This is a genomic window from Streptomyces sp. NPDC001904 (assembly GCF_040297005.1).
Classification (GTDB): domain Bacteria; phylum Actinomycetota; class Actinomycetes; order Streptomycetales; family Streptomycetaceae; genus Streptomyces.
In genome coordinates this window covers 1-23,565 of sequence record NZ_JBEOYI010000031.1, presented here as the reverse complement: position 1 = coordinate 23,565, position 23,565 = coordinate 1, and the positions used below count along the sequence as shown (strand labels likewise).

25 protein-coding genes and 1 pseudogene are annotated in these 23,565 nt (G+C 70.8%); 16 read left to right on the top strand and 10 right to left on the bottom strand.

Translation table 11 applies throughout. The annotated features are described in order from the left end of the window. Nucleotides 1-150 precede the first annotated feature (150 nt). The 3 genes from fabG (at nucleotide 151) to ABT127_RS33970 (ending at nucleotide 2,084) form a co-directional block, all read left to right on the top strand. A complete protein-coding gene (fabG, locus tag ABT127_RS33980; protein ID WP_351458672.1) occupies nucleotides 151-870 on the top strand; it encodes a 3-oxoacyl-[acyl-carrier-protein] reductase in 720 nt (239 codons plus the stop codon). 5 nt (nucleotides 871-875) lie between these two features. Beyond that, nucleotides 876-1,661: an enoyl-ACP reductase FabI gene (gene fabI / locus ABT127_RS33975; RefSeq protein ID WP_351458669.1), complete on the top strand. Its 786-nt coding sequence runs from the start codon at nucleotides 876-878 to the stop codon at nucleotides 1,659-1,661. A 78-nt stretch (nucleotides 1,662-1,739) separates the two neighbouring features. Further along, nucleotides 1,740-2,084, top strand: a complete 345-nt coding sequence (locus ABT127_RS33970) for a hypothetical protein (RefSeq protein WP_351458666.1) — start codon at nucleotides 1,740-1,742, stop codon at nucleotides 2,082-2,084. Here the strand turns inward: ABT127_RS33970 and ABT127_RS33965 are convergent. Further along, on the bottom strand, nucleotides 2,059-2,754 hold the full coding sequence (locus tag ABT127_RS33965) for a FadR/GntR family transcriptional regulator (protein ID WP_351458663.1): 696 nt from the start codon (nucleotides 2,752-2,754) through the stop codon (nucleotides 2,059-2,061). The genes ABT127_RS33970 and ABT127_RS33965 overlap by 26 nt on opposite strands. A gap of 172 nt (nucleotides 2,755-2,926) precedes the next feature. On the opposite strand from ABT127_RS33965, the gene ABT127_RS33960 reads away from it, so the two are divergent. From ABT127_RS33960 to ABT127_RS33945, 4 genes are all read left to right on the top strand, one after another. Beyond that, a complete protein-coding gene (locus ABT127_RS33960) occupies nucleotides 2,927-4,153 on the top strand; it encodes a CynX/NimT family MFS transporter (RefSeq protein WP_502971829.1) in 1,227 nt (408 codons plus the stop codon). Nucleotides 4,154-4,182: 29 nt separating this feature from the next. Continuing rightward, the gene (locus ABT127_RS33955) at nucleotides 4,183-4,302 is read left to right on the top strand and encodes an SGM_5486 family transporter-associated protein (RefSeq protein ID WP_351458658.1); all 120 of its coding nucleotides are present in this window, start codon (nucleotides 4,183-4,185) and stop codon (nucleotides 4,300-4,302) included. Nucleotides 4,303-4,511: 209 nt separating this feature from the next. Next, complete coding sequence (locus tag ABT127_RS33950; protein WP_351458655.1) at nucleotides 4,512-4,718, top strand: hypothetical protein; 207 nt, start codon at nucleotides 4,512-4,514, stop codon at nucleotides 4,716-4,718. An 85-nt stretch (nucleotides 4,719-4,803) separates the two neighbouring features. Further along, the gene (locus tag ABT127_RS33945; protein WP_351458652.1) at nucleotides 4,804-5,322 is read left to right on the top strand and encodes a SixA phosphatase family protein; all 519 of its coding nucleotides are present in this window, start codon (nucleotides 4,804-4,806) and stop codon (nucleotides 5,320-5,322) included. 66 nt (nucleotides 5,323-5,388) lie between these two features. Here the strand turns inward: ABT127_RS33945 and serB are convergent, their stop codons facing one another. Together serB and ABT127_RS33935 are read right to left on the bottom strand one after the other, a co-directional pair. After that, nucleotides 5,389-6,636 (bottom strand): phosphoserine phosphatase SerB, encoded by a 1,248-nt coding sequence (gene serB / locus ABT127_RS33940; RefSeq protein WP_351458649.1) that lies wholly within the window; start codon nucleotides 6,634-6,636, stop codon nucleotides 5,389-5,391. Between the two features lie 78 nt (nucleotides 6,637-6,714). Further along, nucleotides 6,715-8,376, bottom strand: a complete 1,662-nt coding sequence (locus tag ABT127_RS33935; protein ID WP_351458647.1) for a streptophobe family protein — start codon at nucleotides 8,374-8,376, stop codon at nucleotides 6,715-6,717. A gap of 246 nt (nucleotides 8,377-8,622) precedes the next feature. Between ABT127_RS33935 and ABT127_RS33930 the strand changes: the two genes are divergently transcribed. Further along, nucleotides 8,623-11,202 carry an ABC transporter ATP-binding protein/permease gene (locus ABT127_RS33930; RefSeq protein ID WP_502971827.1) on the top strand — a complete coding sequence of 860 codons (2,580 nt, stop codon included), beginning with the start codon at nucleotides 8,623-8,625 and terminating at the stop codon, nucleotides 11,200-11,202. Between the two features lie 104 nt (nucleotides 11,203-11,306). On the opposite strand, the gene ABT127_RS33925 is transcribed toward ABT127_RS33930, so the two are convergent. From ABT127_RS33925 to ABT127_RS33915, 3 genes are all read right to left on the bottom strand, one after another. Continuing rightward, entirely contained in the window at nucleotides 11,307-12,047 is a 741-nt protein-coding gene (locus ABT127_RS33925; protein ID WP_351458642.1) for a transglycosylase SLT domain-containing protein, read from the bottom strand. Nucleotides 12,048-12,367: 320 nt separating this feature from the next. Then, on the bottom strand, nucleotides 12,368-13,459 hold the full coding sequence (locus tag ABT127_RS33920; protein WP_351458639.1) for an S-adenosylmethionine:tRNA ribosyltransferase-isomerase: 1,092 nt from the start codon (nucleotides 13,457-13,459) through the stop codon (nucleotides 12,368-12,370). Beyond that, the gene (locus tag ABT127_RS33915) at nucleotides 13,456-14,154 is read right to left on the bottom strand and encodes an SDR family NAD(P)-dependent oxidoreductase (protein ID WP_351458637.1); all 699 of its coding nucleotides are present in this window, start codon (nucleotides 14,152-14,154) and stop codon (nucleotides 13,456-13,458) included. Before ABT127_RS33915 ends, ABT127_RS33920 begins: the two co-directional genes overlap by 4 nt. Before the next feature lie 208 nt (nucleotides 14,155-14,362). Here ABT127_RS33915 and ABT127_RS33910 point away from each other — a divergent pair, with 208 nt between their 5' ends. From ABT127_RS33910 to ABT127_RS33895, 4 genes are all read left to right on the top strand, one after another. Beyond that, nucleotides 14,363-15,508: a GAF domain-containing sensor histidine kinase gene (locus ABT127_RS33910; RefSeq protein ID WP_351458634.1), complete on the top strand. Its 1,146-nt coding sequence runs from the start codon at nucleotides 14,363-14,365 to the stop codon at nucleotides 15,506-15,508. After that, nucleotides 15,501-16,142 carry a response regulator gene (locus ABT127_RS33905; protein ID WP_351458631.1) on the top strand — a complete coding sequence of 214 codons (642 nt, stop codon included), beginning with the start codon at nucleotides 15,501-15,503 and terminating at the stop codon, nucleotides 16,140-16,142. The genes ABT127_RS33910 and ABT127_RS33905 overlap by 8 nt, the downstream gene beginning before the upstream one ends. 184 nt (nucleotides 16,143-16,326) lie before the next feature. Beyond that, nucleotides 16,327-16,572: a chaplin gene (locus ABT127_RS33900; protein WP_351458628.1), complete on the top strand. Its 246-nt coding sequence runs from the start codon at nucleotides 16,327-16,329 to the stop codon at nucleotides 16,570-16,572. Between the two features lie 125 nt (nucleotides 16,573-16,697). Then, entirely contained in the window at nucleotides 16,698-16,937 is a 240-nt protein-coding gene (locus ABT127_RS33895) for a chaplin (RefSeq protein ID WP_351458625.1), read from the top strand. Between the two features lie 86 nt (nucleotides 16,938-17,023). On the opposite strand, the gene ABT127_RS33890 is transcribed toward ABT127_RS33895, so the two are convergent. Further along, nucleotides 17,024-17,812 (bottom strand): Rv1486c family protein, encoded by a 789-nt coding sequence (locus ABT127_RS33890; protein ID WP_351458623.1) that lies wholly within the window; start codon nucleotides 17,810-17,812, stop codon nucleotides 17,024-17,026. 157 nt (nucleotides 17,813-17,969) lie between these two features. Here ABT127_RS33890 and ABT127_RS33885 point away from each other — a divergent pair. The 3 genes and pseudogenes from ABT127_RS33885 to ABT127_RS33875 form a co-directional block, all read left to right on the top strand. Further along, nucleotides 17,970-18,518 (top strand): annotated as a pseudogene (locus ABT127_RS33885) (ABC transporter ATP-binding protein); the annotation flags it as partial. A gap of 337 nt (nucleotides 18,519-18,855) precedes the next feature. Then, nucleotides 18,856-19,287 carry an NfeD family protein gene (locus ABT127_RS33880; protein ID WP_111667065.1) on the top strand — a complete coding sequence of 144 codons (432 nt, stop codon included), beginning with the start codon at nucleotides 18,856-18,858 and terminating at the stop codon, nucleotides 19,285-19,287. A gap of 137 nt (nucleotides 19,288-19,424) precedes the next feature. Further along, complete coding sequence (locus ABT127_RS33875) at nucleotides 19,425-20,348, top strand: SPFH domain-containing protein (protein ID WP_351458617.1); 924 nt, start codon at nucleotides 19,425-19,427, stop codon at nucleotides 20,346-20,348. A 111-nt stretch (nucleotides 20,349-20,459) separates the two neighbouring features. Here the strand turns inward: ABT127_RS33875 and ABT127_RS33870 are convergent, their stop codons facing one another. The 3 genes from ABT127_RS33870 to ABT127_RS33860 all read right to left on the bottom strand — a co-directional run bounded on the left by ABT127_RS33870 (nucleotide 20,460) and on the right by ABT127_RS33860 (nucleotide 22,490). Further along, nucleotides 20,460-20,966: an HNH endonuclease gene (locus tag ABT127_RS33870; RefSeq protein WP_351458614.1), complete on the bottom strand. Its 507-nt coding sequence runs from the start codon at nucleotides 20,964-20,966 to the stop codon at nucleotides 20,460-20,462. Nucleotides 20,967-21,120: 154 nt separating this feature from the next. Beyond that, nucleotides 21,121-21,663, bottom strand: a complete 543-nt coding sequence (locus ABT127_RS33865) for a YbhB/YbcL family Raf kinase inhibitor-like protein (RefSeq protein ID WP_351458611.1) — start codon at nucleotides 21,661-21,663, stop codon at nucleotides 21,121-21,123. A gap of 44 nt (nucleotides 21,664-21,707) precedes the next feature. Continuing rightward, nucleotides 21,708-22,490, bottom strand: coding sequence for a sporulation protein (locus tag ABT127_RS33860; RefSeq protein ID WP_351458608.1), 783 nt, complete (start codon nucleotides 22,488-22,490; stop codon nucleotides 21,708-21,710). A 144-nt stretch (nucleotides 22,491-22,634) separates the two neighbouring features. Between ABT127_RS33860 and ABT127_RS33855 the strand changes: the two genes are divergently transcribed. After that, nucleotides 22,635-23,276 (top strand): DNA-3-methyladenine glycosylase, encoded by a 642-nt coding sequence (locus ABT127_RS33855; RefSeq protein ID WP_351458605.1) that lies wholly within the window; start codon nucleotides 22,635-22,637, stop codon nucleotides 23,274-23,276. Nucleotides 23,277-23,565 lie beyond the last annotated feature (289 nt).

Below are 23,565 nucleotides of genomic sequence, written 5' to 3'. Positions count from 1 at the left end.
ATCATGTCGCGGGACAGGGGTGCGCGGCCAGACCTTTCTGTAGGGACCCGACAGTGAGTCGAGTACGCCACTGTCGGTGGTCGATTCTCCGTACCAAGGGTCGTACCGATAGGTTTCGAAGACCACCACCGCTATCGAAAGGGTGATCCGTTGAGCCGCTCGGTTCTCGTCACCGGAGGAAACCGGGGCATCGGCCTCGCCATCGCCCGTGCCTTCGTCGAGGCAGGCGACAAGGTCGCGTTCACCTACCGCTCGGGCGAGCCGCCCAAGGAGCTCATCGACGCCGGGGCGCTCGCCGTCAAGTGCGACATCACCGACACCGAGCAGGTGGAGCAGGCCTACAAGGAGATCGAGGAGAAGCACGGCAACGTCGAGGTGCTCGTCGCCAACGCCGGCGTCACCAAGGACCAGCTCCTCATGCGCATGTCCGAGGAGGACTTCACGTCCGTCCTCGACACCAACCTCACCGGCACCTTCCGGGTCGTGAAGCGTGCCAACCGCGGCATGCTGCGCGCCAAGAAGGGCCGCGTCGTGCTGATCTCCTCCGTCGTCGGCCTGCTCGGCTCCGCGGGGCAGGCGAACTACGCCGCCTCGAAGGCGGGCCTGGTCGGTTTCGCGCGCTCCCTCGCCCGTGAGCTGGGGTCGCGCAACATCACTTTCAACGTCGTCGCCCCGGGTTTCGTCGACACCGACATGACCCAGGCCCTGACCGACGAGCAGCGCGCCGGCATCGTGTCGCAGGTGCCGCTCGGCCGGTACGCGCAGGTCGAGGAGATCGCCGGAGTGGTGAAGTTCCTGACCTCCGACGACGCCTCGTACATCACTGGAGCCGTCATCCCGGTTGACGGCGGATTGGGCATGGGTCACTGAGAACGATGACTAGTACTGGCGGAATCCTCGAGGGCAAGCGGATCCTCATCACCGGTGTGCTGATGGAGTCCTCCATCGCCTTCCACGCCGCGAAGCTGGCGCAGGAGCAGGGTGCGGAGATCATCCTCACCGCCTGGCCGCGGCCGACGCTGACCGAGCGCATCGCCAAGAAGCTGCCCCACCCCGACAAGGTGAAGGTCCTGGAGCTCGACGTCTCGAACGACGAGCACCTCGCCCGGCTGGAGGGCCAGGTCCGTGAGCACCTCGGCGACCGCCTCGACGGCGTCGTGCACTCCATCGGCTTCGCGCCGCAGGACGCGCTCGGCGGCAACTTCCTGAACACGCCGTTCGAGTCCGTGGCCACCGCCATGCACGTCTCCGCCTTCTCCCTGAAGTCGCTGACGATGGCGCTGCTGCCGCTGATGACGGAGGGCGGCAGCGTCGTCGGCCTCACCTTCGACGCCCAGTTCGCCTGGCCGCAGTACGACTGGATGGGCCCGGCCAAGGCCGCCCTGGAGGCCACCAGCCGCTACATGGCGCGCGACCTGGGCAAGCACGACATCCGCAGCAACCTGGTCTCGGCCGGTCCGCTCGGCTCCATGGCCGCCAAGTCCATCCCGGGCTTCAGCGACCTCGCCGCCGTCTGGGACTCGCGCTCCCCGCTGGAGTGGAAGCTGGACGACCCGGAGCCGGCCGGCAAGGCCATCGTGGCCCTGCTGTCCGACTGGTTCCCGAAGACGACCGGCGAGATCGTCCACGTGGACGGCGGACTGCACGCCATCGGCGCCTGATCGCGTACCCCCGTTCGGCCCACCGGCCGGGCACACACGAGGGACCTCACCGCACCCTGGGTGCGAGGAGGTCCCTTTGTGCGCCTGCCCCGACGCATAGCCCCAGCCCTCGCCGTCGTACTCCTGATCGCCGTACTCCCGTACGACGCCGCGTCCGACGAACAGCCCGACCGGCCCAAGCGTGAACTCTTCGGTGCCCAATGCCGGACCGAGATCGACGGCTCACGCGTGCGCGCCGTCTGCCACAACCCGTATCCGGGTGTCGACGCCGTCGCCCTGCACGTCGAGTGCGCCCCGTGGTGGGACATCGACACCGACTCCGCGCCGCGCGAGGTGGACCCCGCCGAGACGGTCCGGCTCGACGGACGGTGCTGGAAACAGGTGCGGGACGTCTGGGTCAGCCACCGAAGGGTGGACCGGTGAAGCGCCCCGGACGGCACAGGAACGGATAGCCCGCGGCCTCCGTCGCCGCGGCCTCCGCGTCACCGTCCCGGATCGCGTCGACGAGCCCCGCGTGGTCCATGTGGTTCTCCGCGGTGAGCCGCTCGCCCACGTCCTCGCGCAGCCAGTCCCGCAGCACCTCGCCGAGGTCCGCGTACATCGCCGTCATCACGTCGTTGTGGGACGCCGCGACCACGGCCATGTGGAAGGTCGCGTCCGCCGTCACGAACGCCTCCGTGTCGCCCGACTCCCACGCCTCCTCACGGCGTACGAGCAGCGCGTCCAGCTGCTTCACGTCGCGCTCCGTGCGCCGCACCGCGGCCAGCTTCGCCGCGCTGGACTCCAGCGTGGAGCGCAGCTCGGCGATGTGCCGCGGATCGGCCTCGGCGAACCGGCGCTGCATCACCCCGGCCAGCTCGCTCGTCGCCACGACGTACGTGCCCGAGCCCTGCCGGATGTCGAGGAGTCCGTTGTGCGCGAGGGCGCGCACCGCCTCCCGCACCGTGTTCCGCGCCACACCCAGCTGCTCCACCAGCTCCGGCTCCGTCGGGATCCGGGAGCCCACCGGCCACTCGCCCGAGGAGATCTGGGCGCGCAGGGCGGAGATGACCTGCTCGGAGAGGGCCGAGCGCCGGGGAGAGGTCAACGGCATGGCGTTCCTTCGTGCGGACGGACTGCGAACAGTAGCGAACCGACGGCTCCACCGACGGAAGCGATTGGACAGTCAATCATCCCATGATTCTAAGATGGGTCTCATGGCTAGTGAGGACACCCCGACGATGGCGCCGCCGAGCACCGACTCCGCGATACCCCGCGACGCGCTCATGGACAAGGACGACGGTGCCGCCCCGCGCGCGTGGGCGGTACGGCTCGTCACCGTCGGCATCGTCCTCGCCGCCCTGAACCTGCGGCCGGCCATCACCAGCCTCGGCGCCCTCCTCGAAGAGGTCCGCGACGGGCTCGGCATGAGCGGCAGCGTCGCCGGACTGCTCACCTCCGTACCGCCGCTGTGCTTCGCCGTCTTCGGCGTGATGGCACCGCGCTTCGCCAAGCGGTTCGGGGCGGGCGCCGTCGTCTGCTTCGGCATGGCCGCGATCACCGCGGGCCTGATCATCCGCCCGTACACCGGCAACACCGTCGGGTTCCTCGTCGCCAGCGCCCTCGCCCTCATGGGCATCGCGGTCAGCAACGTCCTGATGCCGGTCATCGTCAAGCGCTGGTTCCCCGACCGCGTCGGCTCCATGACCGGCCTCTACTCGATGGCGCTCGCCGCCGGCACCTCGCTCGCCGCCGCCGCGACCGTGCCCATGACCGACGGCCTGGGCGGCAGCTGGCAGACCGGGCTCGCCGTCTGGGCCGCGCTCGGCGCCGTCGCCCTGCTGGCCTGGATCCCGCTGGTGCGCGACAGGGGCCCCGTCGAGCCGGCCCCGACGCGGGCCGGCCGCGCCGCGGAGGACGGACTGCGCATCACCCGCAGCCGCACCGCCTGGGCGCTCGCCGTGTTCTTCGGGCTCCAGGCCACGGCCGCGTACATCACGATGGGCTGGATGGCGCAGATCTTCCGCGACGCCGGCGTCTCCGCGTCGACGGCCGGCATCCTGCTCGCCGTCACGATGGTGATGGGCGTGCCGCTCGGCTTCGTCATCCCGCGCGTCGCCGCCCGGCTGCCCAGCCAGGGCCCGATGGTGATCGCCCTCGGCGTGTGCGGCCTGGCCGGCTACGCGGGGCTCTACCTCGCCCCCGCCTCCGGCGCGTGGGCCTGGGCGATCCTGCTCGGCATCTCCAACTGCGCCTTCCCGCTGGCCCTCACCATGGTCGGCATGCGCGCCCGCACCGGCGCCGGCGTCGCCAAGCTCTCCGCGTTCGCCCAGTCCACCGGTTACCTCATCTCGATCCCGGGACCGCTGCTCGTTGGCGTCCTGTACCAGCACAGCGGCGGCTGGGGCGTGCCGATCGCGCTGATGGCCGCGCTGATGGTGCCGCAGATCGTGATCGGCGTCTTCGCGGGCCGCAACCGGACGGTCGAGGACGAACTGGCCCCCGCGTCCTGACGTCCGGGGACGGGTGCGACACTTGCCGCATGTCGCCTGTGCTCGAACCCAATCCGCAGAACGGCCAGAAGAAGCTCCTCGCCGTCCTCGGCCTGATGCTGGCCGTCACCGTGATCGTCGCCGTCGTCGCGACCATCGCCTCCCCATGACCCGGTGACCTCATGACCGGGAAGGGGTGGGGTTAACTCCACCATCCCCTAGGGGGCCAGGGTCAGGGTCAACTGGGTGGATCACCGGATGGGCCCGGGGCCCCGGGATCCGTACCGTCGAAGTGTCGCCGGGAGACGGCGGCACGACAGACGCGGAAGACGTACGCGACCAGGCACGTCGCACGGCGTCACGGATCCCGGAGGCACCCATGTCGGCCCCCTCGCACACCCGGTCCCACCCGGCAGCCACGGGCGGCGTCGACATCCGGCTGCCCTGGTGGGCCGTCGTCCTGCCGGCCGTCGCCTTCGTGACGCTGCTCCTGCTGATCCTCAACCCGGCCGACGGCCAGGCCGCGGCGGGCGACCCGTCCGTCGCCCACCTGTTGGCCCGCGCCAAGGACCTGCTGCTTCCCTAGGGGTTGTCCGGACCCGTTCATCCCTACCGGGCGAGCCCGTCAACTCCCTGCGCCCCGTGCCCGATTTCGTGCGAAGCTGGGACCCATGAGCGTCGCAGAACCCCGCAGGATTGTCCTTTTCCGGCATGCCAAGGCGGACTGGCCCCAGGTCTCCGACCACGAGCGGCCGCTGGCCGAGCGGGGCCGCAGGGACGCCCCCGTCGCCGGCCGCAAGCTGGCCGACTCGGGGGTCGCCTTCGACCTGGCCCTCTGCTCGACCGCCATCCGCACCCGCGAGACCTGGAAGCTCGCCGTCGCCGAGCTGCCCGACCGCCCGAAGACCGTGTACGAGGAGCGGATCTACGAGGCGTCGCCGGGCGAGCTGATCGCCGTGCTCAACGAGACGCCGGACGACGTGAACAACATCGTGCTGATCGGCCACAACCCCGGTGTGCAGGCCCTCACCGAGATCCTCACCTCGGACGCCGAGGGCGACGCGCGCAAGCGGCTCGACCAGCGCGGCTTCCCGACCGCCGCCTTCTCCGTGCTCAGCTTCTCCGGCCCCTGGAAGGGTCTGGAACCCGGCGCGGCCACGCTCGTCGACTACTGGGCGCCGAGCGAGTAGAACCCCGTACACACGGCAGAAGGGGCCCGGCGTCGCGCCGGGCCCCTTCTGCCGTGTGTACGAGGACTACGCGCCCTGCGCGTCCGCCGCCTCGACCTCTTCGCGCGAGATGCCGAGCAGATAGAGGACCGTGTCCAGGAACGGCACGTTCACCGCGGTGTGGGCCGCCTCGCGCACCACCGGCTTGGCGTTGAAGGCGACGCCGAGCCCCGCCGCGTTGAGCATGTCCAGGTCGTTGGCGCCGTCGCCGATCGCCACGGTCTGCGCGAGCGGCACCCCGGCCGCCTCGGCGAACCGGCGCAGCAGCCGGGCCTTGCCCGCCCGGTCCACGATCTCGCCGGTGACCCGGCCGGTCAGCTTCCCGTCGACGATCTCCAGCGTGTTGGCGTGCGCGAAGTCGAGCCCGAGCCGCTCCTGCAGATCATCCGTGACCTGCGTGAACCCGCCCGACACCACGCCCACTTGGTAGCCGAGACGCTTGAGCGTACGGATCAGGGTGCGGGCGCCGGGGGTGAGCCGCACCTCGCTCCTGACCTTGTCGACGACCGACGCGTCGAGCCCTTCGAGCAGCGCCACGCGCGCGTGCAGCGACTGTTCGAAGTCCAGCTCGCCGCGCATCGCCGCCGCCGTCACCTCGGCGACCTTGTCCTCGCAGCCCGCGTGCGCCGCGAACAGCTCGATGACCTCGTCCTGGATCAGCGTCGAGTCGACGTCCATCACGACGAGCCGCTGCGCGCGCCGGTGCAGCCCGGCCGCGACGACCGCCACGTCCACGCCCTGCTTCGCGGCCTCTATGGCCAGCGCGGTGCGCAGCTCCTCCGTCTCCGTGCCGGAGACCGCGAACTCCACCGCGGTGACGGGGTACTTGGCGAGCCGGAAGATACGGTCGATGTTGCCGCCGGTGTCGGTGATCGACGCGGCGATCGCGGCGGTCGACTCCGCGGTGAGCGGATGCCCGAGCACGGTGACCAGGGAGCGGCCGAGGCCGCGCGGCCGGTTGTCACCGATGCCGGAGATGATCTCGGCCTGCATCTTCATGGACTCCGCCCAGCTGTGGACGGTGGCCCGCAGATCTCCTGCGAGGCCGGCCGGCGGTTCGGTCACCAGGGCGCACAGCACGATGCGCCCCCGGGTGACGACCTGCTCGATGTCGACGACGTCCACGGAGTAGGCGGCGAGGGTGTCGAAGAGCCCGGCGGTGATGCCGGGCCGGTCCTTGCCGAAGATCTTGACGAGGAGAGTCGGGACGTCGGCCGGCACGGTCGGGGTGTCGGTCGGGGCATCAGCGAGGTGCTGGGGCTGCGAGGCGCTCATGATGCCCTTACGGTATCGGGCCTCTGTACGGAGACGCGGGGGTGGTCCGAGTGCCGGACACACCCCGCGCCCCGCCGCTCAGCCGCCGTACGGATCCTGGGGCGGTCGACGTCGGTCCCCGGTCGGGCCCGGAGGGGGCGGCGGTGGGGGAGGGGACGGCCAGTCGGACCCCTGGCCGCGCGGCCGTGGCTCGGGCGTGACCGGGCTCGCCACCGTCGGGGCGGCGTCCACGCCGTTCCCGCCGCGCCGGTCGTAGGGGTTCTTCAGGTACGGGTTCGTGTCCGGGTTGGAGGGGCGGTACGGCGCGCTCGGCCGGTACGGGCCCGCCGGCTCACCCGGTCGCTCCGGCGCCGCCATCGGCCGGGCGAGCGGCGCCACCCGGCTGCCCGCGGCCCCGGCCGCGCACGCGAGCAGCGCCCCGAGCGCCCCCGCCCCCGCGCCCCACGCCGCCCCGAGCACCAGCGCCATGCCGAGCCGGCCGTGCAGTTCGAGACCCGCGCCGAACGCGTCGAAGCCCAGGACGGACAGGGATGCGTTCGCCGAGACGCCCGTCAGCCACACCAGGAGCGGCAGCGTGAGCGCCGTGACGACTCCGAGCCGCAGCGCGCAGCGCCCGGCGAAGCCCCAGGGCGCCCGGACCGCCGGCGACCGCACCGCCGTCAGCACCCCGGCGAACAGCATCATCAGCGCCATGGCGACGACCAGCAGCCAGACCCTGCTGTCGAGTTCGGCGAGCCGGCCCGGCGTCACGGGCCGGTCCGACGAACTCGACAGCAGATCGTCCAGCGGGTGCGGCAGCACTTTGGTGAGGACGCCGGTCGCATGGCCGTCCCACGGCACGAACAGGCCGAGGGGGACGGCGATCCACACCCCGTTCGGCGCCCCCAGCAGGGCGGCGCCCGCGATCCGCCGGGGATGGTGGTCGCCGACCATCGCGTACACCGCCGCGGCCAGCCCCGCGAGAACCGCCACGAGGACCACGGTCACCAGCGCCGACGCGGCGGGCCGCACCACCCGGTGGACCGCGCCCAGCGCGGGCGGCAACGGGGTGCGGCGGGACGCGAGCAGCGCGATCAGGAGCACCCCGGTCACGAAGACGGCACCGCCGAGCAGCGTCGCCCCGGTCTGCACCGTGAAGCCGACCTTCGCCTCGGCCTTCACCAGATCGCCGAGCCGGTCCGGCAGCGCGTCCCCGAGGCCCCCGGGGAGCTTGTCCGCGATACCGCCCGGCAGACCGCCCGCGCCCGGAATGTCGTTCAGCCCCAGCTTCGAACCGTCAATCGTGATGATGTCGTGACCCGCCCAGGCGAGCCCGCCCAGCATCGCCACGAACAGCAGCACCACCACACCCACGCGCGCGAGCAGTTCGCCCGCCGAGATCCCGACTCCCGCTGTCCGCAGGGACCGCAGGAAGAACCAACTCAGCAACAGCGCCCCCACCAGACCCACACCCAGCGGTGCGATGTCGATCGAGGTGTGGGCCTGCGCGCTGTCCAGCCCGAACGCCGAGACGTCCCCGGACGGCGTCACCCGCCCGCCGACCCCGAGCGCCACGACCGCGGCCGTCATGGGCCCCAGCGAGCCCGCCGTGTCCGCGTCCAGCAGGTGCAGCCCGAGCGCCGCCACCCCCGCCATCCCGATGAACGCCCAGCTCACCGCGGCGACGGCGGACAGCAGCACATCGCCCCACCGCACGGCGGGCGCAGCGCCGTTCCGTGTCCCCTGCCGGCCGCTCTCCATCAGGACCCCCCGATCCTTACGGCATCGCCCTGTGGGCATCCACCACTCTCCGGGTGTCGGCCGCACCCCGTCAACGGGGCGGTCACCGGCGCTCCGCGGGAGGCGCGGCGGGGCGTTCACCACCCCACGCGGGAGGCCCAACTTTCGGCCGCGTGGGCGTTCCTGAAATAGTTCCTCACGATGTTCGACATCCCTAGACTTCCCATGTCGGGGGAAAACTCGGGGGACAACTCAGTGGGGCGTGGAGTGCCTGAACTCGTACTGGAACTGAATGGCAGGACCTGGACGCTCGATCCGTCCCGGTCGTACACCCTCGGGCGCGATCCGGGGGGTGACATCGTGCTGGACGACGCACGGGTGTCCTGGCGGCATGCCACGATCAGCTGGGGCGGCCGCAGTTGGGTCATCGAAGACCACGGCTCGACCAACGGCACCTTCGTGCAGGGGCAGCGGATCCATCAGATGGAGATCGGGCCCGGCTCGTCGGTGCACCTGGGCAACTCCACGGACGGGCCGCGGCTCGACGTGCAGGGCAGCGCCCGGGCCGCCGCCGTGTCGGCGCAGGCCGGACAGGCGGGTCAGGGGGCGCAGGCCGCACCGCACGAGGCGCAGCAGCAGGCCGCGGGCCTCGCCCAGCAGCCGTCGCCCCAGCAGTACCAGCAGCCCGGCTGGCAACAGCAGACACCGCAGCAGGCAGCTCCTCAGCAACAGCCGCATCAGCAGCCTCAGCAACAGCAGTGGCCGCAGCCGCCGGCGCAGCGGGTGCCGCAGCAGCAGGGACCCGGCGGAGTCGCGGGGGCCCCGCCGGTCTACGGCGACCGCAGCCCCACCACCTTCCACCAGCTGTCCCTCGGCCGCGTCATGCGCATCGGGCGCGCGCTGGAGAACGAGCTGGTCGTCTCCGACCTCCAGGTCTCGCGCCACCACGCCGAGTTCCACGCGATGCCCGACGGCCGCTTCGAGATCCACGACCTCGGCTCGCACAACGGCACGTACGTCAACGGCCAGCCGATCCCCAAGAGCGGCACCGCCCTGCTGGGGCCGAACGACATCGTCGGCGTCGGCCACTCCACGTTCCGCCTGGTCGGCGACCGCCTCGAGGAGTTCGTCGACACCGGTGACGTCTCCTTCTCGGCGCGCCACCTGACCGTCACCGTCGACGGCGGCAAGCAGATCCTCAAGGACGTCTCCTTCGGCGTGCCCGAGAAGTCCCTGATAGCCGTCATCGGTCCGTCGGGCTCCGGCAAGTCGACGCTCCTGAAGGCGCTCACCGGCTACCGCCCCGCCGACCGGGGCGACGTCCTCTACGACAACCGCAACCTCTACAAGCAGTTCGCCGAGCTGCGTCAGCGCATCGGTCTGGTCCCGCAGGACGACATCCTGCACAAGGAGCTGACCGTCAAGAAGGCGCTCAAGTACGCCGCCAAGCTGCGCTTCCCCGCGGACACCAGTGAGCAGGAGCGCCAGCAGCGCATCGACGAGGTGCTGCGCGAGCTGAAGCTGGACATCCACAAGGAGAAGAAGGTCACCTCCCTCTCCGGTGGCCAGCGCAAGCGCGTCTCGGTCGCCCTGGAGCTGCTCACCAAGCCGTCGCTGATCTTCCTGGACGAGCCCACGTCGGGCCTCGACCCAGGCATGGACCGCGACGTCATGCAGCTGCTGCGCGGGCTGTCCGACGACGGCCGTACGGTCCTGGTCGTCACCCACTCGGTGGCCGAACTGGCGCTGTGCGACAAGCTCCTCGTGATGGCGCCGGGCGGCGCGGTCGCGTACTTCGGCCCGCCGGAGGAAGCCCTCAACTTCTTCGGCTACGACACATGGGCCGATGTCTTCTCCGCCTTCGAGAACTACCGCGACTACGACTGGGCGGGCCGCTGGAAGGGCTCGCAGCACTACCAGATGTACGCCGCCGACATCGACGCCGTCGCCCCGCAGTCCGTGCAGATGCCGCCGCCCGCGGCCGTCCGGCCGCCCAAGCCGCAGCCCTGGGGCGCCCAGCTGATCACGCTGATCCGCCGCTATGTGTCGGTCATCGCGTCCGACAAGGGCTTCATGGGTCTCATGGTGATCCTGCCCGCGGTCCTCGGCATCGTCTCCGTGGTCATCCCGGCCGACTTCGGGCTCGGCCCGCCCAAGCCGCCGAAGAAGTTCAACAGCGACGCGGGCACCATCATGCTCATCGTCGCGGTCGGCATGTGCTTCTCGGCCGCGGCCAACTCGGTCCGTGAACTGATCAAGGAACGCGTCATCTACGAACGGGAACGGGCGACCGGCCTGTCCCGCTCCGCGTACCTGATGTCCAAGGTCATCGTCCTCGGCGTCATCACGGCCATCCAGGGCGTCATCATCTGCGCCATCGCCTTCACACCGCGCGAGCTGCCGAAGGAAGGGCTGCTGATGCCGCCCGCGATCGAGCTGACCGTCTCGATCATCGCCCTCGGCTTCACCTCGATGATGTTCGGCCTGGTCATCTCCTCGCTGGTGAAGACCTCCGAGAAGACGATGCCGCTGCTCGTCATGTTCGCCATCGTGCAGGTCGTCTTCACCGGTGTGCTGTTCCAGATCTACGACTCCATCGGCCTGGAGCAGTTCGCCTGGCTGATGCCGTCGCGCTGGGCGGTCGGTGCCGCCGGTGCCACGCTCGACCTGTCGCACGTCATGCCGCCCTGGGACGAGAAGAACCCGAACAACCTCGACCCGCTGTGGGAGCACTCGGTCGCCCAGTGGGGCATCGACCTCACCGTCCTGATCGTCCTCGGCGTCATCTGCGGCTTCGCGGTGGCACGCCTGCTGCGCCGCCACGAGCCCGAGGTCATGCGCAAGTGACCCCGGCGTGAACGACAGAGAAGGGCGGCACCCTCGTGGGGGTGCCGCCCTTCTCTGCCGTGGGGGTCAGCGTGTTCCGGACCCGGAGGTCCCGGCAACGGGTCTCAGTACGCGCTGTTCACGTTGTCGATCGAGCCGTACCGGTCGGCCGCGTAGTTCGCGGCGGCCGTGATGTTGGCGACCGGGTCGTAGATGTTCGACGACGTACCGGTCACGTGGTACGCGGAGAACGTCGGCTGGATGACCTGGAGCAGGCCGATCGACGGCGTGCCGTTCTGCGCGTTGACGTCGTAGCCGTTGACGGCGTTCGGGTTACCCGTCGACTCGCGCATGATGTTGCGGTACAGGCCGTCGTAGCTGCCCGGAATGCCCTTGGACTTCATGATGTCCAGCGACTGCCGGATCCAGCCGTCGAGGTTGTTGGCGTACGTCGGAGCGGACGCCTGCGCCACCGTGGCGGTGCGCTGCGTGGACCGGCTCGCGGCCGCCTTCGCCTCGCGCTCCTTCTTCGCCTTCGCCTCGGCGTCCGCCTTGGCCTTCGCGGCGGCGTCGGCCTTCGCCCTGTCCTCGGCGGCCTTCTTCGCGGCGGCCTTGGCCTGCGCGTCGGCGCTGGCCTGCTGGTGGGCGACACCGGCCTGCACGGCCTTGATCTGCTGGGCACCGGCGTTCGAGGAGAAGGCGACCGGGGCGGCGGCGACGGTCTCGTTCCGGGCCGAGGCCTGCGTGTCGTGACCCGGAACCAGCGTGGCCGCGAGAGCGGCGGCGCCGAGGGCGGCGACACCCGCCGCCGAGAGCTTGTGGGTGCGGGTCAGCGGACTATGGCCGAAGGTGCGGTGCCTGGACATGGAGACGGGGACCTCTCGAAGAACGGACGTCGCCCACCGGTCCGGGATGCGGATGCCGTGTTTGGGACACGAACGCCGCGGGTACAACCCCGCGGCGCTGAGCGACGGTGGCCATTCTTAGCGGCCGCAAAAAACCGTGGCAAAGGTGTGACGTACGAAGCCGGGTAGTGGACCGGGGCGCGGAAAACGGGGGCCGGGAGGCCGCTCCCGACCCCCAGCCCCCGTACGGCCACGGGACTTAAGTCCTCTGCCCTTCCACTAAAGACCTTCGTACGTGACCTGTGCCCTATGTGCGGGGTCACATCCGGAGCGTTGCCGTCTCACGGAAAGTTGCTGCTGCAACGCGCACGGTGAGGCTTGTCCTCCGGAAGGATGAGGTGCACGTCCCCGAACTCGTGCCACAGGTAGAGCCCCGCCAGCGCCTCCTCGTACGTACGGCTCACCGCTTCCCGCCCCGCGATCGCCTCCAGCATCAGCAGATGGGACGCCTCCGGCTCGTGCAGCCCGGTGAGCAGCCCGTCCACCACCCGCACCCCGCGCTCCGGCGTCACCACCAGCTCCGTCCAGCCGCGCGCCGCCCGCACCACCCCGTCGTCGCCGACGGCCGACTCGACGGCGCGCACCGCGGTGGTCCCCACCGCGACGACCCGGCCGCCCCCGGCCCGCGCGGCGTTGACGAGCCGGGCCGACGCCTCGGGCACCTCGAACCGCTCGCCATAGGGCGGCTCGTGCGACTCCGCCGACGCGACCCCCGTGTGCAGCGTGATCGGCGCGAACTGCACGCCCCGGCTCACCAGCCGCGCCACGACCCGGTCCGTGAACGGCCGCGCCGCACTCGGCATCTCGGCGCTGCCCGCCCCGTCATCCGTTCCACGGCCGTGCAGCGCGAACACCGTCTGGTACGCCGACAGCGGCTGGTCCCGCTCCGTGTAGGAGTACCGGATCGGCCGCCCGTGCTCCCGCAGCAGAGCCGGCACGTCCCCGCGCGCCCAGACCCACCACAGCCGCTCGCCGTCCGCGGAGACCGGCTCCTCGTACACCAAACGCACGCCGCCGGGGAGCGCCGCGACCGCACCCCGCGGCCCACCCGCGCGCGGGCGCGTGGTGCCCCGCCCGTCCGGCTCCCGCAGCTCGACCGCCCAGCGTCCGCCGTCGCCCCGCGTCGAGAAGTGGACGACCACGCGCGCGTGCCCGAGCGCTCCGTCCACGGCGGCCGCCAGCGTGGGGGAGGTGTTGACGACGAGCAGATCCCCGGCCCGCAGCACGTCCGGCAGCTCCGTGAAGCGGTGATGGGCCACCGCCGTCCCGCGCGAGACCAGCATCCGCACCGACGATCTGTCCCGGCCCGGCCCCCGCTGCTCGGCCGGGACCCGCGCCAGCAGCTCGTCCGGGACCCGCAGCGCGAGTGTCATCGCACCTCCAGCAGAGCGGGCGCCGCGTACCGGCCGCTGGCGGGCCGCTCGTCGAGCAGCCGCACGAAGCCGGGCACCACGTCCTCGGGCCGCGGCACCCCGCTGAGATCCTCGTCCGGCTCGGCCGCCGCCAGCATGTCCGTACGCATCCCGCCCGGATCGACCGCCCAGACCCGCAGCTCCGGCTCCTCCACGGCGAGGACCGCCGACACCTGGTCGAGCGCCGCCTTCGTCGCTCCGTAACCGCCCCAGGTGCGGTACGCCTCCGTGGCCGCGTCCGACGTCAGGTTCACGACGGCACCGGCCGGCGCGCGCCGCAGCAGCGGCAGCGCCTCCTGGACCAGCGCCAGCGGCGCCACCACATTGACATCGAGCGCCCGCCGGAACGCGTCGGCGGGCAGCTCCTCCAGCGTCACCAGCGGCTCCACCCCCAGTACGCCCGCGTTGTTCACCAGCAGGTCGAGCCCGCCCAGCTCCCGCGCGGCGGCGACCAGCGCCGCCCGGTGCCCTTCGTCCGTCACATCGCCCGGCACGGCCCGCACCTTTCCGCCGAGCCCGGCGAGCCGCGCCGTGGTCTCCTCCAGCGGGGCCGCGTTCCGCGCGTCCAGGACGAGATCCCAGCCCCGCTCGGCCAGCACGGCCGCCAGCGCCCGGCCGAACCCCCGCGACGCCCCCGTGATGATCGCTACTGCCATGACAACCGTCCCCTTGCTCCGGCGTTCCTGCGTCCTGCCTTCGACGCCTTCAACGTAGGAACGCCCGGGGACCAGGCACCTCCGGCGCGGGTCGCGACGCCGCAGGGCCCTTCGCCCTAGGACCGCGGAAGTCCTAGGCCCAGGGCCGTAGGCGGAAGCCGCCACCGGTCCGATACGGACTGTCACACCTCACCGGTACGGTGATCCCATGAGTCACGGTCCACGGACCGGCCTCGCGGCGGTCAGCGCCGCGCTGCTGGCCATGAGCAGGCACCTCGAGGTGCGCGACGTCCTCAAGACGATCGTCGCCTCGGCGCGCGAACTGCTCGACGCCGAGTACGCGGCGCTCGGCGTGCCCGACGACCACGGCGGCTTCGCCCAGTTCGTCGTCGACGGCGTCAGCGACGCGCAGTGGAAGGCCATCGGCCCCCTGCCGCGCCAGCACGGCATCCTCGCCGCGATGCTGCGCGAGGCCCGCACCGAGCGCCTCGCCGACGTCCGCGAAGACCCCCGCTTCGAGGGCTGGCCGGCCGCCCACCCCGACATGTCCGACTTCCTCGGCCTGCCCGTCAAGGACGGCGACGAGACGATCGGCGCCCTGTTCCTCGCGAACAAGAGGTGCCCGAAGCCCCAAGGCGGCTGCGGCTTCACCCAGGAGGACGAGGAGCTGCTCGGCATCCTCGCCCAGCACGCCGCGATCGCCCTCACCAACGCCCGCCTGTACGAGCGCAGCCGCGAGCTCACCATCGTCGAGGAGCGCTCCCGCCTCGCCCACGAACTGCACGACGCGGTCAGCCAGAAGCTCTTCTCGCTCCGCCTGACGGCACAGGCCGCGGCCAAGCTCGTGGACCGCGACCCGGACCGCGCCAAGGAAGAGCTGCGGCACGTCGTGGAGCTGGCGGCGGAGGCGACCGACGAGCTGCGCGCGGCCGTCGTGGAGCTGCGCCCCGCCGCCCTCGACGAGGACGGCCTGGTGGCCACGCTCCGCACCCAGGTCCAGGTCCTCGACCGGGCCCACGGCGCCCATGTCACCTTCGCGACCGGCGGGATCCGCGCCCTGCCCGCCGCCCAGGAGGAGGCGATGCTGCGCGTCGCCCAGGAAGCGCTGCACAACGCCCTGCGCCACTCGGGAGCGGAGCGGGTCGAGGTCACGCTCCACAAGCACGGCGCGGGCGCGGTGCTCCGCGTCACCGACGACGGCTCGGGCTTCGACCCGCGGACCGTCCGCAGCGCGGGACGCCATCTCGGCCTCGTCTCCATGCGGGACAGGGCGAGCGGAGCCGGCGGCAGGCTCACAGTGGAATCGGAGCCCGGCAAGGGCACCACGGTCGAGATGGAGGTCCCCGGTGGCTGACGCGATCAAGGTCCTGCTGGTCGACGACCACCAGGTCGTCCGGCGCGGCCTGCGCACGTTCCTGGAGATCCAGGACGACATCGAGGTCGTCGGCGAGGCGGCCGACGGCGCGGAGGGAGTCGCCCGCGCCGAGGAGCTGCGGCCCGACGTCGTGCTCATGGACGTCAAGATGCCGGGCATGGACGGCGTCGAGGCCCTCCGCAAGCTGCGCGAACTGGCCAACCCTGCCAAGGTCCTGATCGTCACCAGCTTCACCGAGCAGCGCACGGTCGTCCCCGCGCTGCGCGCCGGAGCCGCCGGCTACGTCTACAAGGACGTCGATCCCGACGCCCTGGCCGGCGCCATCCGCTCCGTCCACGCGGGCCACATCCTGCTCCAGCCGGAGGTGGCGGGCGCCCTGCTCTCCCAGGAGGAGACCGGCACCGGGCAGGGCAGAGGCAATTCCCTCACCGAGCGGGAGCGCGAGGTGCTCGGCCTGATCGCCGACGGCCGCTCCAACCGGGAGATCGCCCGCGCCCTGGTCCTCTCCGAGAAGACCGTCAAGACCCACGTGTCGAACATCCTGATGAAACTCGACCTCGCGGACCGCACCCAGGCCGCGCTCTGGGCCGTCCGGCACGGAGCGGCGGGCTGACGGCGCGCGCTCCGGCGTATGAGCGGCCCCCCGGGACCGGCGGCCCGGCGAATGGTTCCCTTCCGGTATGAGATTCATACCGTCGTGTGGATGTCATTCGAATGGCGCATCCTCGTGCGCCCCCGGCGCGTTCTCTGAGCGTGCTGCGGCGGCTGGCCGCGGTGATCGCAATGAGGAGCTAGAAGTGAAGAACCTGAAGAAGGCCGCGGCTGTCACCCTCGTCGCCGGCGGGCTCGTCGCCGCCGGTTCCGGCCTCGCCTCCGCCACGGACGGTGCGCACGCCTGGGGCAAGGCCGAGAAGTCCCCGGGCGTCGTCTCGGGCAACGTGATCCAGGCCCCGATCGACATCCCGGTCAACGTCGTGGGCAACACCGTGAACGTCATCGGCGTCCTGAACCCGGCCTTCGGCAACCACGGCGTCAACCACTGATACGGCGCTTTGACCAGATCGGGCGCATCACGGTCCCGTCCCGTGTCATCCGCGCGGCCCACGCGTTTCGCAGCGTGCGCCTCCGCGGTTCGGGGGCGAACCGTACATCTGGAGGAACTTTTCTCATGAGCATCGCCAAGAAGGCCGCCCTGGCCGTCGCCGTCGCCGGTATCGCTTCGGGCGCGTCCGCCGGAGCTGCTTTCGCCGACGCGAACGCCGAAGGCGCGGCCACCATGTCCCCGGGCGTCGCCTCCGGCAACCACGCCGAGGTCCCGGTCCACGTCCCGGTGAACGTCTCCGGCCTCTCGGCCAACGTCATCGGCGTCCTGAACCCCGCCTTCGGCAACGTCGCGTCGAACGTCTGACGCTCGCGCAGAGCAGGCACGGCGAGGCCCCCGCGGACCCGGTCCGCGGGGGCCTCGCCCGCGTGCGGGAGCCGAAACGAAGAGGCTCAGCCCCGCCCTCGCTCCCGCTCCTCCACGAACGCGTTGTACGCGGCCACCTGAGCCCGCCGGGCCGTCCGCTCGACCGGTTGCAGCGCCACCGCCCGCGCCCCCATCTCGGAGGCGCTCACGGCCCCGCCGTGCCCACTCCCGTGCGCCACGGAGATCAGCAGCCCGACCCGCTGCGCCAGCTCCAGCACGCGCACGGCCCGCGGCGGATATCCGGGAGCGAGCACCTCCCTTCCCCGCTCGGCCCGCGCCCGGTACGCGTCCACCGCGGCCTCGGCCACCGGACCCGACCCGGCCACGTCCAGCCGCGTGAGCACCTCGGTCGCCTCCCGCAGAGCCTCCGCCAGCTCCCGCTCGGCCTCGCCCAGGGACGGCACATCGGCCGGCGGGGCCTCCCGCACGGGCAGGCAGTGCCAGACCACCTCGACATGCACATCACCGTCGGGCCCGGCCTCGTACACCTCCGGTACGAGCCCCAGCCCGGCCCCCTGACAGACGACGGCCTCCTCGGCCTCCAGCGCCCGCGCGTTGAACTCGGGCGGCCCGCTCAGCCCCAGCGGATGCCCCGGAGCGGGCAACGCGACCCGCAGCCCGGTCGCCCCGAGCGCGCGCAGCCGCCCCAGGGCGAGCGTCAGCCCGATGGGACCGGCCTCCCCGGGAATCCCCTCCACCCGGTGCACGGCGTCCTCGCCCACAATGGCGAGCGCCGCGTCATCAGGTGCGACAAATCCGCCCAACAGGGCATTTCCCCAGGACGCCAAGCGCCCAGATCGTGGTTCCGACAACATGCGCACCACCTTAGAAGCCCCGGAAGGCCCTCCGTGACGCCAAAACCGCAGCCGCGGGAAAGGACCGGCGCACCAGTGGCGTAGGTTTATCTGGGGGCTGCGTCCAGTGGCGAATGAGCCGAACCGTCCGCGGACGCACGAGACAGCCGAGACTGCAATGGGAGACAACGCGCTCATGAGCGATGTACTGGAGCTGGAGGACGTATCCGTGGTCCGCGAGGGCCGGGCTCTGGTGGACCAGGTCTCCTGGTCGGTGAAGGAGGGGGAGCGCTGGGTCATCCTCGGGCCGAACGGCGCGGGCAAGACCACGCTCCTGAACGTCGCGTCGAGCTACCTCTACCCGAGCAAGGGCACCGCCACGATCCTCGGCGAGACCCTCGGCAAGCCCGGCACGGACGTCTTCGAGCTGCGCCCGCGCATCGGCGTCGCCGGCATGGGCCTCGCGGAGAAGCTCCCCAAGCGCCAGACGGTCCTGCAGACCGTCCTGACGGCCGCGTACGGCATGACCGCCGGCTGGCAGGAGGAGTACGAGGAGATCGACGAGCAGCGCGCCCGCGCCTTCCTCGACCGCCTCGGCATGAGCGACTACCTGGACCGCAAGTTCGGCACCCTCTCCGAGGGCGAGCGCAAGCGCACCCTGATCGCCCGCGCCCTGATGACCGACCCCGAGCTGCTGCTCCTGGACGAGCCCGCCGCGGGCCTCGACCTCGGCGGCCGCGAGGACCTGGTCCGCCGCCTCGGCCGTCTCGCGCGCGACCCGATCGCCCCCTCGATGATCATGGTCACGCACCATGTCGAGGAGATCGCCCCCGGTTTCACCCACGTCCTGATGATCCGCCAGGGCAAGGTCCTCGCCGCGGGCCCGCTGGAGCTCGAGCTCACCTCCCGCAATCTCTCCAAGTGCTTCGGCCTCCCGCTCGTCGTCGAGCAGAAGAACGAGCGCTGGACCGCCACCGGCCTTCCTCTCGGCTGACCGTCCCGTTCCACCGTGCGGGCCGGACGTCCCCTGTCCGCACGGCCATCAGCGGATCTACCATGACCATGTGGCAGACATCGACGCATGGGTGTGGTGGCTGATCGCAGCGGCCGCACTGGGTATCCCGCTCGTTCTCACCGCCATGCCCGAATTCGGCATGCTGTCCGTGGGCGCCGTGGCCGGCGCCGTGACGGCGGGCCTGGGCGGTGGTGTCGTCCTCCAGGTCGTGGTCTTCGCCGTCGTCTCGTGCGCGCTCATCGCCGTCGTACGTCCCGTCGCCGCACGTCACCGCGCCCAGCAGCCCGAACTCGCCAGCGGCGTGGACGCCTTGAAGGGCAAACAGGCCGTCGTCCTCGAGCGCGTCGACGGCGGCGGCGGAAGGATCAAGCTCGGCGGTGAGATCTGGTCGGCCCGCGCGCTCGACAGCGACGCCGAGTTCGAACCCGGCCGCCAGGTCGACGTCGTCGACATCGAAGGGGCCACGGCGATCGTCATGTGAACTTCTCAGCACACCGCGATGTGGCTGGAACCAGCCACGACACCAGGGCTGTTCTGACAGACTCGACGAGCAAGATCCCATGATCTTCCGGCGGGACGCCGCCGGACGAAGTCGGCACGAAGGGCACAGGAGACGCGATGTCAGCGATCATCATCGTCCTGATCATTCTGGTGGTGTTGGTCTTCATCGCCCTGATCAAGACCATCCAAGTCATTCCGCAGGCCAGCGCGGCCATCGTGGAGCGCTTCGGCCGCTACACCCGCACGCTGAACGCGGGCCTGAACATCGTCGTCCCCTTCATCGACTCCATCCGCAACCGCATCGACCTGCGCGAGCAGGTCGTGCCGTTCCCGCCGCAGCCGGTGATCACCCAGGACAACCTGGTGGTCAACATCGACACGGTCATCTACTACCAGGTGACGGACGCCCGAGCCGCGACCTACGAAGTGGCCAGCTACATCCAGGCCATCGAGCAGCTCACGGTCACCACGCTCCGCAACATCATCGGCGGCATGGACCTGGAGCGGACCCTCACCTCCCGCGAGGAGATCAACGCGGCCCTGCGCGGCGTCCTCGACGAGGCGACCGGCAAGTGGGGCATCCGCGTCAACCGCGTCGAGCTGAAGGCGATCGAGCCGCCGACCTCCATCCAGGACTCGATGGAGAAGCAGATGCGCGCCGACCGTGACAAGCGCGCCGCGATCCTCACCGCGGAAGGCATCCGCCAGTCCCAGATCCTCACGGCCGAGGGTGAGAAGCAGTCCGCCATCCTCCGCGCGGAAGGTGAGGCGAAGGCGGCGGCCCTGCGCGCCGAGGGTGAGGCGCAGGCCATCCGTACGGTCTTCGAGTCGATCCACGCCGGTGACCCGGACCAGAAGCTGCTCTCGTACCAGTACCTCCAGATGCTCCCGAAGATCGCCGAGGGCGATGCCAACAAGCTCTGGATCGTCCCCAGCGAGATCGGCGACGCCCTCAAGGGCCTCTCGGGCGCGATCGGCAACTTCGGCCCGATGGCGGGCGCTCCGAGCAAGGAGCGCCGCGAGCAGCCCCCGATCGACTAGAAGCGCCCCGTCAGGGGCGCGGGGAACGGCGCGAGCAACCACAGCGAACGGGAAGACGAAAGACGGGCCCATCGACCCCAAGGCCGATGGACCCGCCCCGCACGGAAGTGCCTACGCGGCAGTCGGCCGGCTCAGCCACTCCGGCAGCACCTCGCCGCCCGATCCGAGCGACAGCAGCATCGCGTCGGCGGGCGTCGGCTCGAAGGGCTCCCGCAACAGCGGCATTCCGGCCTGCTCCGGCGTCCGGTCGGCCTTGCGGTGATTGTCCTCGGCGCAGGAAGCGACCGTATTGAGCCACGAGTCCGCGCCACCCCGCGAGCGCGGCACGACGTGGTCCACGGTCGTCGCCCGCCTTCCGCAGTACGCGCACCGGTGCTGGTCCCGCACGAGCACGCCCCGCCTCGACCACGGCGCGCGTCTTCGGAACGGCACCCGTACGTACCTGCACAATCTGATCACCCGCGGTACGGGCATCTCGATCGCGGCACCGCGCATGCGCAGCTCGGGATGGGCCTGCTCGACGACGGCCTTGTCCGTCAGTACCAGCACCACCGCTCGGTTGAGCGTCACCGTCGAGAGCGGCTCGAAGCTCGCGTTCAGCACCAGTGTGTCCCGCATCCTGCCCACCTCCCGTGCGCACCGGATCACCCCTCGGCGTCCGTGCGTCAACTCTGGCCGTGCACGCCGAGATGGACAACGCAATAAAAAATGCCCGCCTCTGATCAATTCCAAGACCAGAGGCGGGCAAACGTTCCGTGAACGCTGACTCTTGCTAACTCCCGGCGGGAGCCGCGTACTCGGCGATCACCTGGGCACGCGCGAGCGTGTGGAAGCGCAGGTTGAACCCTACGAAGGCGGGAGAGCCGTCGGAGTCGGGCCCCAGCTTCTCCTGGTCCACGGCGTACACCGTGAACACGTACCGGTGGGCCGGGTCGCCGGCCGGCGGTGCGGCACCGCCGAAGTCCTTGCTCCCGTAGTCGTTGCGCACCTGCACGGCGCCCGCGGGAAGCCCCTCGAACTTTCCGGTGCCCGCACCCGTCGGCAGCTCGGTCACCGAGACCGGGATGTCGAAGACGGTCCAGTGCCAGAACCCGCTGCCGGTCGGCGCGTCCGGGTCGAAGCAGGACACGGCGAAGCTCTTGGTCCCGGCGGGAAAACCCTCCCACCGCAGGTGCGGCGAGGTGTTCCCGGCCGCGTAGACCTGAGCGTCGTCGAGCACTCCGCCCGCCTCGAAGTCCTCGCTCAGCACGCTGAACGACGGCACCTGCGGATGAAAGTCGTGAGGCAGCGGAGCACGCCCGGGCTGCTCGGTCACAACGACACCTCCTTGTTGGACAAGTCTGCAGAGACAGACAAACCCTAGAACCAGTTCCGCTTGCTGCCGACCTCGGACAGCCACTGGTGGAGGTACGCCGACCAGTCGGTGCCCTGGAAGTCGTGGTGCCCGACGACGAACGACCGGAAGGTGTCGCTGCCCTCGCTGAACAGCCCCGGCTTCTTGTCCATCTCCAGGACGACGTCCATCTCCCGGTCGTCGGCGACGAAGCTCAGCTCGACCTGGTTGAGGCCCCGGTACTGCTGCGGCGGGTAGAACTCGATCTCCTGGTAGAACGGCAGCTTCTGCCGGGTGCCGCGGATGTGCCCGCGCTCCATGTCGGCGCTCTTGAAGCGGAACCCGAGACTGATGAAGGCGTCGAGGATGGCCTGCTGCGACGGCAGCGGGTGCACGTTGATGGGGTCCAGGTCACCCGAGTCGACGGCCCGCGCGATCGCCAGCTCGGTGGTCACCCCGATGTTCATGCCGCGCAGCTGCTGTCCGTCGATGGTGGTGACGGGCGTCTCCCACGGGATCTCCAGTCCGAACGGCACCGCGTGCACCGCGTTGGGCTGAAGTCCGAAGGCGCCGCCGAGCCGCGTCTTGGTGAACTCGATGTTCTGCTTGGTCTCCTGGTCCGCGCCCTCGACCTCGACCCGCGCCTGCAGACCGACCGAGAGCCCCTCGATCTCCTGGTCGACGGACCCGCCCTGGATCCGCACCTCACCCTGAACGACACCGCCGGGTACGACATTGGGCTCGATGAGCTCGGTCTCCACAGACGCCCCGCCCGCACCAAGACTCGCCAACAGCCGCTTGAACCCCATGACCCGATTCCCTCCGTACGCGAACGAGCGCGCTAGACGACCACAACAACACTGCTTGTTACTGCTGACTACAAACGCGGTACAACCGTGCCCGGTTCCGCGCGCGACTACCCGCCCCCGACCGCTCCAGTACCCTCGGGCGGCATGATCGCGGCCCCTGACCGTACGCCCCTGCCCCGTGACTTCTTCGATCGCCCTGTCCTGGACGTCGCTCCCGACCTCCTCGGACGCACCCTGGTGCGCCGTACACCCGACGGTCCGATCGAACTGCGCATCACAGAGGTCGAGGCGTACGACGGTGCGAACGATCCGGGCTCCCACGCCTACCGAGGCCGCACCGCCCGCAACAGCGTGATGTTCGGTCAGCCCGGACACGTCTACGTCTACTTCACCTACGGCATGTGGCACTGCATGAACCTCGTCTGCGGGGAGGAAGGCAGAGCGAGCGCCGTTCTGCTCCGCGCCGGCGAGATCACCCGGGGCGCCGAGATCGCCCGCAAGCGCCGCCTCTCGGCCCGCAACGACAAGGAGCTGGCCAAGGGCCCGGCGCGGCTGGCCACGGCCCTGGGTGTGGACCGCTCTTTGGACGGCACCGACGCCTGCGCCGCCGACCCCGACTCACCCCTGACGGTGCTGTACGGCACCTCCACCCCCGCGGACCAGGTACGCACCGGCCCGCGCACCGGCGTCTCGGGCCCCGGCGGCATCCACCCGTGGCGCTTCTGGATCCCCAACGACCCGACGGTGAGCCCTTATCGGCCCCACACCCCGCGCCGACGAACTTGACGCGCCCTTGCGGGATCCGTAATGTGGCCCGAGCCGCTTGACCCGGGTAGGGCGTTCAGCCACCACCCGAGAGCGGCCAAACCACTACTACGACTTCCCTCGGCGGGGTCTTTTCGGCGTGCCTGCATGTCGAAATTCAAGCCCGCGGATCTCGATTATGAGTCACCGAGGAAATCCGCTAACGTAGTGAACACGCCGAAAGGCAAAGGCCCTCCAACGGCCACCGGAAACAAAATTCGGACCGGAAACGGAACGGAAAAAGGATCTGGTAAGGTTGGAAACACGAAAT